The organism is Umezawaea sp. (genome assembly GCF_036375055.1).
Classification (GTDB): Bacteria; Actinomycetota; Actinomycetes; order Mycobacteriales; family Pseudonocardiaceae; genus Umezawaea.
In genome coordinates this window covers 47565-62163 of the sequence record NZ_DASUSQ010000166.1, presented here as the reverse complement: position 1 = coordinate 62163, position 14599 = coordinate 47565, and the positions used below count along the sequence as shown (strand labels likewise).

The 14599-nt window shown below is 71.5% G+C and carries 12 protein-coding genes; 4 read left to right on the top strand and 8 right to left on the bottom strand.

What is annotated here, in order from left to right; all coding sequences use genetic code 11:
- Positions 1-2: 2 nt before the first annotated feature.
- Genes VFZ92_RS39135 through VFZ92_RS39125 form a run of 3 tightly spaced genes read left to right on the top strand, consistent with a single transcriptional unit; the run spans position 3 to position 3302 of the window.
- Positions 3-962, top strand: coding sequence for a sugar ABC transporter permease (locus tag VFZ92_RS39135; protein WP_330882602.1), 960 nt, complete (start codon positions 3-5; stop codon positions 960-962).
- The gene (locus VFZ92_RS39130; RefSeq protein WP_330882599.1) at positions 959-1783 is read left to right on the top strand and encodes a carbohydrate ABC transporter permease; all 825 of its coding nucleotides are present in this window, start codon (positions 959-961) and stop codon (positions 1781-1783) included. Before VFZ92_RS39135 ends, VFZ92_RS39130 begins: the two co-directional genes overlap by 4 nt.
- Positions 1784-1796: 13 nt before the next feature.
- Entirely contained in the window at positions 1797-3302 is a 1506-nt protein-coding gene (locus VFZ92_RS39125) for a beta-N-acetylhexosaminidase (RefSeq protein ID WP_330882597.1), read from the top strand.
- Between the two features lie 12 nt (positions 3303-3314).
- Here the strand turns inward: VFZ92_RS39125 and VFZ92_RS39120 are convergent, their stop codons facing one another.
- The 7 genes from VFZ92_RS39120 to VFZ92_RS39090 all read right to left on the bottom strand — a co-directional run bounded on the left by VFZ92_RS39120 (position 3315) and on the right by VFZ92_RS39090 (position 9967).
- Positions 3315-3953 carry a hypothetical protein gene (locus tag VFZ92_RS39120; protein WP_330882595.1) on the bottom strand — a complete coding sequence of 213 codons (639 nt, stop codon included), beginning with the start codon at positions 3951-3953 and terminating at the stop codon, positions 3315-3317.
- Positions 3954-4154: 201 nt separating this feature from the next.
- On the bottom strand, positions 4155-4865 hold the full coding sequence (locus VFZ92_RS39115; RefSeq protein WP_330882593.1) for a Crp/Fnr family transcriptional regulator: 711 nt from the start codon (positions 4863-4865) through the stop codon (positions 4155-4157).
- Between the two features lie 154 nt (positions 4866-5019).
- Positions 5020-6234, bottom strand: a complete 1215-nt coding sequence (locus tag VFZ92_RS39110) for a serine/threonine-protein kinase (RefSeq protein WP_330882591.1) — start codon at positions 6232-6234, stop codon at positions 5020-5022.
- 121 nt (positions 6235-6355) lie between these two features.
- Positions 6356-6919, bottom strand: coding sequence for a hypothetical protein (locus tag VFZ92_RS39105; RefSeq protein ID WP_330882589.1), 564 nt, complete (start codon positions 6917-6919; stop codon positions 6356-6358).
- Positions 6916-7752, bottom strand: coding sequence for a carbohydrate ABC transporter permease (locus tag VFZ92_RS39100; RefSeq protein WP_330882587.1), 837 nt, complete (start codon positions 7750-7752; stop codon positions 6916-6918). The genes VFZ92_RS39105 and VFZ92_RS39100 overlap by 4 nt, the downstream gene beginning before the upstream one ends.
- Positions 7749-8702 (bottom strand): sugar ABC transporter permease, encoded by a 954-nt coding sequence (locus tag VFZ92_RS39095; protein ID WP_330882585.1) that lies wholly within the window; start codon positions 8700-8702, stop codon positions 7749-7751. The genes VFZ92_RS39100 and VFZ92_RS39095 overlap by 4 nt, the downstream gene beginning before the upstream one ends.
- Positions 8703-8704: 2 nt before the next feature.
- On the bottom strand, positions 8705-9967 hold the full coding sequence (locus VFZ92_RS39090; RefSeq protein ID WP_330882583.1) for an ABC transporter substrate-binding protein: 1263 nt from the start codon (positions 9965-9967) through the stop codon (positions 8705-8707).
- A gap of 406 nt (positions 9968-10373) precedes the next feature.
- Here VFZ92_RS39090 and VFZ92_RS39085 point away from each other — a divergent pair, with 406 nt between their 5' ends.
- The gene (locus VFZ92_RS39085) at positions 10374-12227 is read left to right on the top strand and encodes a rhamnogalacturonan lyase (protein ID WP_330882582.1); all 1854 of its coding nucleotides are present in this window, start codon (positions 10374-10376) and stop codon (positions 12225-12227) included.
- Positions 12228-12328: 101 nt separating this feature from the next.
- Here the strand turns inward: VFZ92_RS39085 and VFZ92_RS39080 are convergent, their stop codons facing one another.
- Positions 12329-14575, bottom strand: coding sequence for a rhamnogalacturonan lyase (locus VFZ92_RS39080; RefSeq protein WP_330882581.1), 2247 nt, complete (start codon positions 14573-14575; stop codon positions 12329-12331).
- Positions 14576-14599: the final 24 nt, after the last annotated feature.

The window sequence follows — 14599 nt, the reverse complement described above, 5'->3', positions numbered from 1 at the left end:
ACGTGTCGACCGCGACCACCAAGCGGCCGACCGCCACCCCGGAACCGCCGCCGCCTCAGCGCCCGAGGCGGCGGCGCCGGGTGTCGATCTGGCCCTACCTGCTGATCGCCCCGACCGTGCTGGGGTCGGCGTACCTGCTGCTGTACCCGCTGGTGCGCAACCTGGTCATCTCGGTGCAGCACTTCCGCCTCGGCGAGCTGATCCGCGGCGACGCGGAGTTCGTCGGGCTGGACAACTACCGCGAGGCCCTGGCGGACCCGGTGTTCTGGGCCGTCGTCCGGCGCACGCTGCTGTTCACCACCGTCAACGTCGTGCTCATCATGGTGCTGTCGACGCTGGTCGCGCTGCTGCTGTCGGCGCTCGGGAAGTGGTTGCGGCTGCTGGTGATGGGCTGCCTGGTGCTCACCTGGGCGACGCCGATCATCGCCGCCACCACGGTGTTCCAGTGGCTCTTCCAGTCGCGGCTCGGCGTGGTCAACTGGGTGCTGGTCCAGCTCGGGTTCGAGCAGTACCGGGACTACACGTGGTTCGCGAACGGCGGTTCGACGTTCGGCATCCTCGTCGCGCTCATCGTGTGGCAGTCGGTCCCGTTCGCCGCGCTGTCGCTGTACTCGGCGATGACGACCGTGCCGTCGGAGCTGTACGAGTCGGCGAAGATCGACGGCGCGGGCTCGTGGCGGCTGTTCACCTCCATCACGTTCCCCGTCCTGCGCCCCATGTTCGGGCTGATCCTGTCGCTGGAGGTGATCTGGGTGTTCAAGTCGTTCGTCCAGATCTGGGCGATCAGCCAGGGCGGGCCGGGCGACGCCACGACGACGCTGCCGGTGTACGCGTTCCAGATCGCCCAGTCGCTCAACAAGTACGACCTCGGCGCGGCCGTCTCCATGATCACGGTGCTGCTGCTGGTGGTCGTGCTGCTGGCCTACTTCCGCCAGATGTTCAAGCAGGAGGCGGAGCTGTGAAGTGGCGCAGGATCCCCCTCACCGCCTCGGCGCTGCTCGTCTGCGTCGTCGCGGTGTTCCCGGTGTACTGGATGGTCCTCACGGCGTTCAAGCCCACCAAGGACATCCAGGCGCCGACCCCGACGTTCTGGCCCACCACCATCAGCTTCGACCACTTCGCCACGGCCGTCGGGGCGAGCGGGTTCTGGCTGTTCTGGCGCAACAGCCTCCTCGTGTCGTTCGGCGGTGTCCTGCTGGCGCTCGTCGTGGCGCTGCTGGCCGCGTTCGCCGTCGCCAGGATGCGGTGGAAGGGCAGGCGGGCGTTCATCCTCATGGTGTTCGTCGCGCAGATGACGCCGTGGGAGGCGCTGCTGATCCCCATGTACGTCATCGCCCGCGACACGGACATGCTCGACAAGCTGTCCATGCTCACGCTGATCTACTTCATGATCACGCTGCCGTTCACGATCGTCACCCTGCGGGGGTTCCTCGGCGCCATCCCGGCCGACCTGGAGGAGGCCGCGCTCGTCGACGGCTGCACGCGCCCGCAGGCGTTCCGCCGCATCGTCTTCCCCCTGCTGGCGCCGGGGCTGATGTCCACGTCGCTGTTCGGGTTCATCACGGCGTGGAACGAGTTCGCCTTCGCCAACCTGCTGATCATCAAGAACCGCGACGACCGCACGCTCCCGGTGTGGCTGTCGTCGTTCAGCAACACCTTCGGGACGGACTGGGGTGCCACGATGGCCGCCTCGACGCTGTTCATGGTCCCCGTCCTGCTGGTCTTCCTCGCCCTCCAGGGGCGGGTCACCTCGGGCATCACCGCCGGTGCGGTCAAAGGATGAGGAGAGTGCGCGCGTGATCGTTCCCCCGCCGAAGCACCTGGTGCGGCTCCCCGGCCGCTTCACGCTCGACGCCGCCACCGCGGTCCGCACCGGAGCCGGTGCCGCGCAGGCGGTCCACCTCCTGCGCGGCTACCTGCGGCCGTTCGGCGCAGCCCTGCCGCCCTCGCCGGACGGCGACCTGGTGCTGGCGGTGAACCCGGCGCTGGCCCACCTCGGGGCGGAGGGCTACGAGCTGCGCGTCGACCAGGACAACGTCCGGCTCCGCGCGGCGACGGCCGCGGGCCTGCTGCACGGCGTCCAGTCGCTGCGCCAGCTCCTGCCGGTGGACCCGACCGGCCCGATCGCGCTGCCCTGCGTCGACGTGCGGGACGTCCCCGCCTTCCCGTGGCGCGGCGCGATGCTGGACGTGGCGCGGCACTTCATGCCCATCTCGTTCCTGCACCGGTTCGTGGACCTGCTGGCGCTGCACAAGCTCACCGTCCTGCACCTGCACCTCACCGACGACCAGGGCTGGCGGATGCCCGTCCCCGGCTACCCGAGGCTGACCGAGGTGGGCGGCTGGCGCAGCGAGAGCATGGTCGGCCCGGCGGGCAGCACCCGGTTCGACTCCAGCCCGCACGGCGGCGCGTACACCACCGCCGAACTCCGCGGCCTGGTCGCCCACGCCGCCGAGCGCGGTGTCACCGTCATGCCCGAGATCGAGATGCCCGGCCACGCCCGCGCCGCGCTCGCGGCCTACCCGCACCTGGGCAACTTCCCCGACCGCCACCTGCCCGTGTGGACCAGCTGGGGCGTCTCGGAGGAGGTGTTCGGCGTCCAGGAGTCCACGATGGACTTCTGCCGCGCCGTGCTGGAGGAGGTCATGGACGTCTTCCCCTCGCGGCACGTCCACATCGGCGGCGACGAGTGCCCCACCTCGGAGTGGGGTCGCAGCCCGCTCGCGCTGGAGCGCGTCCGGGCCGAGGGGCTGGCGGGCCCGGAGGCCCTGCACGGCTGGTTCCTCCGCCGCATCAGCGAGTTCCTGCTGGACAACGGTCGCGCGCCGGTGTGCTGGGACGAGGGCGGCGGTGCCGCGGACCTGCCTCGGGAGACCACCGTCATGGTCTGGCGCGACCCCGTCCACGGCCTCGAATCCGCCCGCAACGGCCATCCCGTGATCATGACGCCGTGGCGCTCGACGTACCTCGACTACCCGCAGACCGACGCCGCCGACGAGCTCGCGGGCCAGCCGTCGGGGGTGGTGACCCTGCGGGACGTCTACACCCAGGAGCTCCCGCCGCCCGGCTGGTCGCCCGAGGAGTCGGCGCTGGTCCTCGGCACGCAGGCGCAGCTGTGGACCGAGTTCGTCCCCGACCCGTCGCACGCCGAGTACCTGGCGTTCCCGCGGCTGTGCGCCCTGGCGGGCAACGCGTGGTCCGGCGGTGGTGACTGGAAGGGCTTCCTCGACGACATGCGCCGCCACGAGGAACGCCTGGCCGCGCTGTCGGTGCGCCACCGGCCGCTGGGGGCCACCGGCTGACGCGGCCCCCGGTCAGCTCGCCTCGCGGATCCTGCGGACGTTCCCGGCACCGGACCCGCCGCCCGCGCGGCGGCCGGGCCGTTCCGGAGTGCGGGGGCTGCCCGTGCAGAGGTAGCCCTCGTACTCGACCTGCTTGGCCGACACCACGGTCGGCCGGAACCGGTCCGGGCCGAGACCGTGGAACCGGCTCGTCACGACGTCCTCGTAGAGCTGCTTCGAGACCACCAGGACCAGGTCGGTCGACGGGTCCTCGGTCAGCGCGTTCCGCGCGTTGTCCGAGTCCAGCAGGCGGCAGGTGACCACCGGGGTGTCACCCGCCAGCCCGAAGTGCGCCAGCGCGACCGTCCCGTGGTGCATCGCGAGCCGGAGCCGCAGCGCGGGCTCGGTCGGGTTGGCCCGCCGGAGTTCGGCCAGCGCGGCGGTGAGCCGCTCGGTGAACTCCGCGACCACCCACGCCGCGTCCACGTCGGCGGGCAGCACCGCCAGTTCCCCGTCACCGCGGAGCTGGCGGTACCACTGGTCCCGGTCCAGGCCCGCGCGGTCCGCGGCGGTGTCGAGGACCTCGCTCAACCGGGTCTGCACCAGCGACTGGTCGAGGGTGTCCAACCGGCTGTAGTGCTCGATGTCGACGCCGACCACCAGCCGGTACACCAGCCTGCTGTGCGGGACCGACCTGCCCGGTCGGGTCGGTTCTGCCGGACGTGCGACCGCGGCCGCTCCGTGGTCGGTGAGGCCCTGCCGCCCCCTGCCCCCTCCGTCCGGGGTGGATGGGCGCCAAAGCCGCGAGGTTCCGATCGTGTGCTGGTCCATGCGTGCAAGCATCGCGCCGGTCCGGTCAACCGAATAGGGGAATCACCGGGGTTCGCCGTTGCAGTGGGCGATGGCGCTCAGGGCTTCCTGGTCCAGGACGGTGATCGTGCGGTACCCCAGGCTGATGACCCCCCGGCTGCGCAGCAGCCGCAGCTCCCGGCGCGCGGTGTCCTCCTCGACGCCGACGAGCGCGCCGAGCTCCCGCTGGGTCAACCCGATGTCCAGGGTGGTCCCGTCCGGCACCTCGCGGCCGTAGTTCTGCGCCAGCTCGTCCAGCGCCCGCGCCAGGCGGACGAAGGCGGGGTAGCCGTTGAAGTCGACCCTCCGCTTGTCGGCCCACCTCAACGTCTGCATGATCATCTTGGTCAGCGCGAGGTTCGCGTCGGGGAAGTTCGCCAGGTAGTGCTGGAACTCGTCGGACTGGATCACGCGGACCTGCGCCTCGCCGCACACCGTGACCGTGGCGGACCGCGGCTCGTCGTTCAACGCCGCCATCTCGCCGATCACGTCACCGCCCACCTTGATGCTCAGCAGGGCCATGCGGCCGTTCTCCAGGCTCACGGTCGCCTTCACGACGGCCCGGCAGAGCAGCACGACGTGCGACGACCGCTCCGACTCGCGGAGGATGACCTCGCCGTGCCGGTAGGTCTGCGGCACCCCCAGCCCCAGCAGCGCGGACTGGCTGCGCGGACGCAGCATGTCCAGGTAGGTCCCCGTGGGCCAACCGCCCTTGCCGGGGACGCGGGTTCCCATCGGTTGAACGGAGTTCATCCAGCACCTCGATCCGTTGGAGGAGGGGCCGGACGCGGCACCGGGCCCACTCCTGGCGACAGTGTGCTGGGTCGGTCGGGTGGGGATTAGGGATTTTTCCGGTATTCCACGGGAAAGGCGAAAATCCCGGTGTCCGTCAGCCGCCGTTCTTCTTGGTCTGCGGGGTCGACTTCTTGGCCTGGCCGGGAGGTTCCCTGTCGTTGTTCCTCGGGGAACCGGGCTCGGTCTCGACCGGGGCGGTGGTGCCGGTCGTCGGGGCCGCGGTGGCTCCGGGAGCGGGCGGCTGCCCCGCGGCGGAGTCGCCCGAGGTGGTGTCCTCCGGCACCGGGTCACCGGGGGTGGTGTTCCCCCGCGGGTCCGCGCCGGTCGTGGCGGGGTCGCTCGCCGGGAGCTGCGCGGACGAGGAGGCGGCGGCCTCGGGGCCGGTCGGCGTGGAGGTCTTCGGGGCCTCGTCGCCCAGCAGGACCCACGCCCCGCCCACCAGGCCCGCCGCCACGGCCGCGGTGGCGACCAGGATGCTCCTGCGAACCCCGGCCTCGCGCGGCGGCGTGGTGCCCGAGGCGTTGCGCAGCGCGCGGGCGCACTGGAGCGCTGTCGGCCTCCGGTGCGGCGTCAGCGCGGTCATCCTGGTCAGCAGCCGGACGAGGTCGGCGGGCAGCTCACCGGGGATGTCGGGAGGGCGGTGCAGCCGGGCGATCGCGGCCTCCACCTCGGTGCCCTCGTACTCGCGGTAGCCCGTCAGGCACTCCAGCAGCACGAGGCCGAGCGCGTACACGTCCACGGGGAAGCCGAGGTTCTTGCCCCGCACCTGCTCCGGCGCCAGGTAGGCCGCCGTGCCCATCAGCTCGCCGGTGCTCGTGAGGCGCGTCGCGCCGGTCAGCCGCGCCAGGCCGAAGTCGGCGAGGTAGGCGTTGTCGTCGGCGTCGAGCAGGATGTTCGACGGCTTGACGTCGCGGTGCACCACGTCGTGGGCGTGCACGTAGGCCAGCGCGTCGGCCAGCGCCGCACCGATCACCCGCACCTCGTCGGGAGACAGCGGCCCGTCGCCGACGCGGTTGTGCAGCGTCCGCCCGTCCACGAGTTGCAGCACCAGGAACGGCGCGTCCCCGTCCGTCCCGGCGTCGTAGACCGACACCAGGCCGGGGTGCGACAGCGCCGCCAGCGTCTTGACCTCGCTGTCGAACCGGCGGACCAGCGTGGCGTCCAGGGCGGCGCGGAACAGCTTCACGGCCACGAACCGGCGCAGGCGGGTGTCCCAGGCGCGGTGCACGTCGCCCATGCCGCCGGTCCCCAGGAGCCCTTCCAGCCGGTAGCGATCGGCCAGCAGCTCACCTCTGGTCGGCAGTGACACGCGATCCGCACCTCTCCGTCGCCTGGTGTGCCTTCTTAGGCGCCCCGTGGGGTGGCGCGCAAACCTCCGGGTCCGAGGTGTTCGGGGTTCCGAACCAGGGGGCGCTCCGAACGTACCGCGATCACCGGTGGAGTTCACCTCGGGCGCGGCGGCGCTCCACCGCGACCGCGGCCATCAGGACGCAGCCGAGCATGGGCACGACGAGCGGCGGCAGCTGCCAGGTGACCACGACCAGCACGCCGAGCGCCACCACGAGCAGCAGCGATCCGGCCGCGTCCGCCACGGCGCGGCGGGCGGCCCCGCGCACGAGCGCGGACCAGGCCGAACCCGGCGACCAGTCCGCCGCGGCCCGCAGGACGACCACCGCGAGCGCGACGGCCGCCGCCGCGCAGACCGCGCCCACCGCGCCGCCGCCGTGCAGGTCCACGCGCCGCACGACCACCACGTCCGCCGCCAGCACGCCGAACCCGAGGAGCACCCCGACCGACGGGCCCGCGCCCCCGCGGCTCGCCGCGCGCAGGCGGACGAGGAACGCGCGGACCGCCGTGGTCTCGCCGTCGACGTGCGCCTTGACGTGCGCGCAGCCCGCGGCGAGCGCGGGCAGCAGGGTGACCAGCGGCAACGCGGCGAGCACGACCAGCAGACCGGCCGTGAGGCACTCGGCGAACAGCGGGAACCGCCTCACCCCTTGAGCCCCGACGTGGACACGCCCTCGACGAGGAACCGCTGGAAGAACAGGAAGAACAGGACCACCGGCACCAGCGCGAGCAGCGACATCGCCATCAGCGCGCCGAAGTCCGACCCGCTGGCCTCGTCGATGAACAGTTGCAGCGCGAGCGGCAGGGGGTACTCCTCCGGCGTGCTGAGGTAGATCAGCGGGCCGAAGAAGTCGTTCCACGTCCAGATGAACGTGAAGATCGCGGTGGTGACCAGCGCGGGTCGTGCCAGCGGCAGGACGATGTTCCAGAAGATCCGCCACGGGCCCGCGCCGTCGATCTTCGCCGACTCGTCCAGCTCGTGCGGGATGGTGCGGATGAACTGGACGATGAGGAAGACGAAGAACGCCTCCGCCGCCAGGAACTTGCCGATCAGCAGCGGCACGTAGGTGTCGACGAGGTCGAGCCGCTGGAACACGACGTACTGCGGGATGATCAGCACGTGGAACGGCAGCAGCAGCGTCGAGATCATCACGGCGAACATCGCCGACCGGCCCCGGAAGCGCAGCCGGGCGAAGGCGAACGCGGCCAGCGCCGACGAGGCGACCGTGCCCACGACGGACAGGACCGCCAGCAGGCCCGAGTTGAGGAAGTACCGGCCGATCCCGACGCCGCCGACCCCCTCGACGGCGCGTTCGTAGTTCTCCGCGGTGGGCTCGACCGGCAGCAGGCGCAGGCTGCCCACGATCTCCGCCGACGGCTTGAACGTGGCCGCCGCGACCCACACGAGCGGGTACAGCACGACGGCCAGCAGGAGCAGGACCCCCACGTGCCAGAGCACGCTCGACAGCCGTCCCCTCACGCCTTCTCCCCGGAGTAGTGGACCCAGCCGCGCGCGGACCGGAACAGGAACGCCGTGACCAGCCCGACGCCCAGCAGCAGCATCCAGGCCATCGCGGACGCGTACCCCATGCGGTAGTCGCCGAAGCCGCGGTCGAACAGGTAGACGGTGTAGAACAGCGTCGTGCCCGCGGGCTGCCCGTTCGGCCCGCCGACGACGTAGGCGGACGTGAACACCTGGAACGAGTTGATGGTCTCCAGCAGCAGGTTGAAGAAGACCACCGGCGAGATCATCGGCAGCGTGATCGAGGCGAACCGGCGCCACCGCCCGGCCCCGTCGACCTCGGCGGCCTCGTACAGCTCCTTCGGCACCTGCTTGAGCCCTGCCAGGAAGATCACCATCGGTGCCCCGAGCTGCCACGCGGCCAGCAGCACGAGCATCAGCAGCGAGAAGTCCGGGTTGCCCGACCAGCCGCCCGTGTGGACGCCGAACACCCGCAGGACCTGGTCCACGGCGGCGTCGTCGCTGAACATCGCCTTCCACACGATCGCGACGCTCACGCTGCCGCCGATCAGCGACGGACCGTAGAACGCCGCGCGGTACAGGCCCTTGCCCCGGCGCTCGCCGTTGAGCAGGAGCGCGACGCCGAGCGCGGCGGCGAGCTTGACCGGCACCGCGAGCACCACGTACAGCGCGGTCACCTGGACCGACCTGAGCCAGCGCGGGTCGTCGAACATCCGCGCGTAGTTGTCCAGGCCGATCCACCGCGGGGTGTCGAACAGGTCGTAGTCGGTGAAGGAGAGGTACAGCGACGTCGCCATCGGGCCGAGCGTCAGCAGCAGGACGCCGAGGATCCACGGGGACAGGAAGAAGTACCCGGCGATGCCGTCGTCGGACCGCCGGGCGCGCCCTCCGCGGGCGGGCGGTCGGGACGGCGCGGCGGCGGGACGGGTCGGGGTGGTCGTCGCCATCCTCAGGAGCCGAGCGTCTCGTCGGCCTCGGTGAAGAACTGGTCGACCGCCTGGTCCACCGTGATCCTGCCGTACAGCAGCTCCTCGTTGATCCGGATGAACGCCTGCTCCAGCGCGCCCGCGCCCTTCGGCGGCGCGGGCGGGGTCTTGCCGAGCTTGTCCTTCAGGCCGTCCTCGTAGGCGGCCACGGCGGCCAGCGGGCCGGTGAGCCGCGCCGCCGCGCGCTGGGCGTTGGTCGGCGGGAGGCCGCGGTTGGCCCCGAAGATCCTGCCGACCTCCGGGTCGTTGATCATGAACGACACCAGCTTGGCCGCCGCCGCCGGGTGCTCGGACTTCTGCGACACGCTCAGCAGCAGGGCGGGCTTCAGGTACTGGCCGAGCACCCGCGGGTTGTCGCTCGGGGAGGGCGCGATCTTCAGCTCGGCGCCGGTGGCCTTGGAGTAGCGGTCGAGGAAGTTGTCCCACGCGGGGGATCCCGCCACCAGGTCCGACTCCAGCGCGTGCTTCGGCTTGATCTGCACGCCCTTCTCGACGGGCAGCGCCGCCCTGTCCTCGGCCATCTTCTTGCCCTCGTCCAGGAACCTGGCCAGGCGCGCCCGGTCGAAGCCGAGCCCGCCCTCCTCGGTGTAGAGGGACCCGCCCTCCTGCCGCAGTTGGAGTTCGAGGTTGTAGTAGGTGTCGATGGGGTTGGAGCTGCCGAACACGCCGGTCTTCTCGGTGATCTGCTTGGCGCCCGCGCGGTACTCGGCCCAGGTCCACCCGAGCTTCGGCTCCGGCACGCCCGCCTGGGCGTAGAGGGCGGGGTTGTAGACGAAGCCCCACGTGTTGCCGCCCACCGGGACGCCGTACAGGCCTCCCTTGATCTCGCCCGCGCCCTTGAGGCCGTCGACCAGGTCGCCGAGGTCGAGGTTCTTCCCCTCCTGCTTCTTCAGGTCGTAGAGGACGCGGCGATCGGCGTACTCCCTGAGGTAGGCGAAGTCGGTCTGGAGCACGTCGGGCGCGTTGCCGCCCGCGGTCTCGGTCGCGATCTTCTGCCAGTAGGCCTCGAACTCCTGGAAGCTCGGCGTGACCGTGATGGTGGGGTTCTCGCTGTGGAACAGGTCTATCGCCTGCTGCATCAGACCGGCGCGCTCCGCGTTGCCCCACCAGGAGAACCGCAGGGTGACCGGGCCGGTCTCCTCGGTCTCACCGCCCCCGCCCGACGAACCGCAGGCGACCAGCACCAGCGCGGCCACCGACACCACGAGTGACCTGAATCGTTTCAATTCGACCACGGTGGGACCTCCGGTCGCAATCGTCCTGGCAGGACACGGCTGTGGGGCGGTCGTTCCGGGAAGGCTACGAGGCCGTTACGCCATCGTCAATGCCGCTTTCCTTTGGCCGCAAGGAGAAGCGGTGGGTCGTTCGTCGAATTCGTCGAACGGGGGGTCGAACGTCCTTCGACGCGGGAGGGGCGGGCGCGGCACGGGTGGAAGTTCCTGTTGACGGCCCTGGGGGTTACCCCTATGTTAACGATTTGGAAAGCGCTTTCCAATGATCATCCGCTCGGTGCGCCGGGCGGGCGCGAACGAGTACGACCGCTGCCGGGGTTCGCGAGGCGAGGGCTGCGCCCTCGTCGGTTTCGCATTGTCGTGGAAATCGAAGACCTGTGCAGAGAATCGGGGCGGCGCCATGAGAATCCTCAACCGCAACAACGGTCCAGCTCGACGACACCTCCTCGCGATCGTGCTGGTCGCGTCCTGCTCCACGGCGGTGAGCGGCGTGGTCGCACCCGCGCACGCGGAGCCGGTGCCGACGTCGACCACCACCACGGAACGCCTCGACCGGGGGCTGGTCAGCATCCGGTCCGCGGCGGGCGACGGCAACTTCGTGTCCTGGCGGCAACTCCGGACCGACGCCGCCGACTCGGCGTTCACCGTCTACCGCGACGGGACGCTGGTCACGCCGACACCGGTCACCACCGCGACCAGCTTCCTGGACGCGGGCGCGCCCGCGGGCGCGACGTACTCCGTTCGGCCCGTCGTCGGTGGCGTGGAACAGCTCTCCGCGAGCGCCGACGGCGTGGCGGCGACCGCGACGAGCCAGGACGTCCCGCTCCAGATCCCCCCTGGCGGCACCACGCCCAGCGGCGAGTCCTACTCCTACGTCGCGAACGACGCCTCCGTCGGCGACCTGGACGGCGACGGCTCCTACGAGATCGTCCTGAAGTGGGACCCCACCAACGCCAAGGACAACTCGCAGTCGGGCTACACGGGCAACGTCTACCTCGACGCGTACAAGCTGAACGGCACCAGGCTGTGGCGCGTCGACCTCGGCCGCAACATCCGCGCGGGCGCGCACTACACCCAGTTCCAGGTGTTCGACTACGACGGCGACGGCCGGGCCGAGGTGGTCGCGAAGACCGCCGACGGCACCCGTTCCGGCACCGGCCAGGTCGTCGGCAGCTCCTCGGCGGACCACCGCAACTCCTCGGGCTACGTCCTGACGGGACCGGAGTACCTGTCGGTGTTCCGCGGCACCGACGGCGCGGTCCTGGACACCGAGAACTTCGTGGTCGCGCGCGGCACCGTCTCCGCGTGGGGCGACAGCTACGGCAACCGCGTGGACCGGTTCCTCGCCGGAACGGCCTACCTGGACGGCTCCTCGCCGAGCATCGTCATGGCGCGGGGCTACTACACCCGCAGCACGGTGACGGCGTGGGACTTCCGCGGCGGCGCGCTGACCAGGAGGTGGACGTTCGACTCCTCGTCGTCCACCAACGGCACCCAGTGGACCGGCAAGGGCAACCACCAGCTCTCGGTGGCCGACGTCGACTCCGACGGTCGGGACGAGATCGTCTACGGCTCGATGGCCGTCGACGACAACGGCAACGGCCTGTGGCAGAACAACACCCACCACGGCGACGCCCTGCACGTCGGCGACTTCATCCCGTCCAGGTCCGGCCTGGAGGTCTTCAAGCCGTCGGAGTCGGGCAGCGACCCGGCGCACTGGATCGGCGACGCCCGCACCGGCCAGATCATCTGGAGCGCGGCCTCCTGCGGCTGCGACAACGGACGCGGCGTGGCGGCGGACATCTGGGCGGGCAACGCGGGCGCGGAGGTCTGGTCCTCGGCGGTGGGCGGTCTGCGCTCGGCCACCAACGGCTCGCAGGTGGCGAGCCGCAAACCCGGTTCCGCCAACTTCGTGGTCTGGTGGGACGGCGACGCCCAACGAGAACTGCTGAACGGCACCACGATCGACAAGTACGGCACCTCGGGCGACACCCGCCTGCTCACGGGCTCGGGCGTCACCTCCGTCAACGGCACCAAGTCCACCCCGGCCCTGTCGGCCGACATCCTGGGCGACTGGCGCGAGGAGGTCGTCTGGCCCACCTCGGACAACCGGGCGCTGCGGATCTACTCCACCACCGACACCACCAGCATCAAACGCAACTCGCTCATGCAGGACAGGCAGTACCGCCTGGCGATCGCCTGGCAGAACACCGCCTACAACCAGCCCCCGCACCCCAGCTTCGCCACCCCGTAGGAGCCACGAGCACGAGGGCCGCCGGCACGGGGTGGCGGCCCTCGTGCTCGTGGGGTTCACCCGGTCGGATCGGCCACACCACGCCGGAACCGAGGAACCCCTCACCGCGGAACCGACCCCCACCGCGTGTCCGAAGCCAGGTAGAACCCGGGGTACGACGGCTGGTTGTACGTGGTCTGCTGCCGAGCCACCTCCACCCGGTACTGCCGATCCTGCATCAACGAGTACATCTTGTGCCCGGTCGGCTCGGTGCTCGTGTAGAACCGCAACGCCGAACCGTCCGCGGTCCGCACCACCAACTCCTCCCGCCAGTCCCCGAACACGTCGGCGACCAACGACGGGGTCCCCTTCGTCCCGTTGTTCGTCCGGGTCCCCTCGGCCACCACCAACGGCCCCCGGACCCAGTCCTCCACCGTGGGCGTCACCTCCAGCGCCCCGCCCACGATCTGCGTGGTCAGGTCCCCGGCCCACCGGATGCTCATGTTCGTCCCCGGCGACCGCTCCTCCAGCAGCCGCCCGTCCGCACTCCACAACCCGGTCCCACCGGACCCGCCCGGCATCGAGGCCCACGTCTCCAGCCCCGGCACGTCCGGCCGGACGTCGCCGATCATGCCCCGCCCGGTGTCCACACCCGTGTACCGGCCGTGGAGCACCTCCCCGGTGGCCGCGTCCCGCAGCCCGTACCCGTACGGCGCCACCGGTCCGCCCTCGTGCACCATGTAGACCTCCAGACCGGGCCGGTGCGGGTCCACGTCGGTCACGTGCAGGGCGTCCCCGTGCCCCAACCGCTTGCGCGCACCGGGTTCGGCGCTGCCGGGCGGCAGCACGCCGGTGGAGCTGTGGAGCAGGCTGCCGTCGTCGTCCAGCGTCGCCGCGCCGTAGACGACCTCCTGCCTGCCGTCGCCGTCCACGTCGGCCGCGCTGAGCGAGTGCGCCCCCTGGGTGGTCAGGGTGGCCCAGCGCGGGTCGGTGCCGTCCCGGCCGTGCGGGGAGTCGTTGAACGGGTTCGCCATCGGCACCCAGCCGCTGTCGGCGTACCACCGCTCCCGCAGCCGCTGCCCGTCCCAGTCGTAGGCGACCACCGTCGACCGGGTGTAGTAGCCGCGGGCGAACACGGCCGACGGCCGCTTCCCGTCGAGGTAGGCGACGCCCGCGAGGAAGCGGTCGACGCGGTTGCCCGGCTCGATCCGGTTCATCGCGTAGTCGCCCCACATCAGCCCGTCGTCCGTCCGACCGGGCCGGTACCGGACGGTCCGCAGCTCCCGTCCGGTCGCGCCGTCGAAGACCGTCAGGTACTCGGGCCCGCTCAGGATGAACCCGGCGAAGTTCCGCAGCCTGTTGTTGGCGCTGCGACCGGGCGCGTAGACGTCGAGGAAGTGGTCGACCAGCGCGGTGGCGTCCGCCTCCGACAGCGGGTAGGCGTACCGGGGCGCGGTGCCGAACGCCTGCTCCAGCGTCGCGGGCCAGTGCCCGGCCACGACCTCGGGGTGCCGGTCCCAGCCGCGGAACACCTCGACCAGGTGCGCGCGGTAGCCCTCGGCGTCGACCCGGTGGTCGTCCTGGTGGGTGTGGCCCGCGAGCACGTCCTCGCGCGGCATCGTGATGTACCGCTCCCGGCCGTCGGGGCGGACCACCTTCGTCCCCGGCGCCGTCTTGACCATCGTCTCGGCCCGGCCGTCGCCGTCGAAGTCGTGCACCAGGAACTGCGTGTAGTGGGCTCCCGCGCGGATGTTGACGCCGAGGTCGATCCGGTGCAGCAGCGTGCCGTCGAACCGGTAGGTGTCGAGGTAGACCGGTCCGGTGTAGCCGACCTGCGAGACGTCCTTGCTGTTGGACGGGTCCCACTTGACCACGTACTCGTACCGCCCGTCGCCGTCCACGTCGCCGACGCTGACGTCGTTGGCGGAGTAGGTGTACCGCTCGCCCGCCGGGGTCACGCCGTCCGCGGGCCTGCGCAGCGGCAGGTCGTGGTGGGGCGCGGCCCACGGCGTGACGGCCCCGCTCCGCCCCGCCTCCCGGCCGCGGGTGATCGCGGCGACCTGGTAGCGCTCGCCGGGCGAGGGGTCCAGGTAGGCGGTGCTGTCGGTGACGGTGGCGATCCGCAGCCCGTCCCGGTAGACCGCGAAGTCCGGGCCCGCCAGGCCGGTGGCGGTCGCGCCCGTGACCTCCTCGCGCAGCAGCCGCCAGCTCAGGTGCACGCCCTGGTCCGTGCGGGCCGCGACCAGTCCTCGGTCGAGCCGCTCCCACCCGCCGTGGTGGCGCCCGGTCGTGGCGGCGGCCTGCGGAGCGGTGAGGACGAGCAGGGCGGTCAGCGCCGCCGCGTGCAGGGCACTGCGTCGAAGTCGCACGGTTCCTCCCGGTGTCGGCGGCGG

What these genes read in the sequence shown, in the direction of transcription:
- VFZ92_RS39115 (WP_330882593.1), bottom strand. Translation starts at nt 4,865, where the DNA reads ATGGGAACCCGCGTCCCCGGCAAGGGCGGTTGGCCCACGGGGACCTAC.
- VFZ92_RS39095 (WP_330882585.1), bottom strand. Translation starts at nt 8,702, where the DNA reads ATGGCGACGACCACCCCGACCCGTCCCGCCGCCGCGCCGTCCCGACCG.
- VFZ92_RS39085 (WP_330882582.1), top strand. Translation starts at nt 10,374, where the DNA reads ATGAGAATCCTCAACCGCAACAACGGTCCAGCTCGACGACACCTCCTC.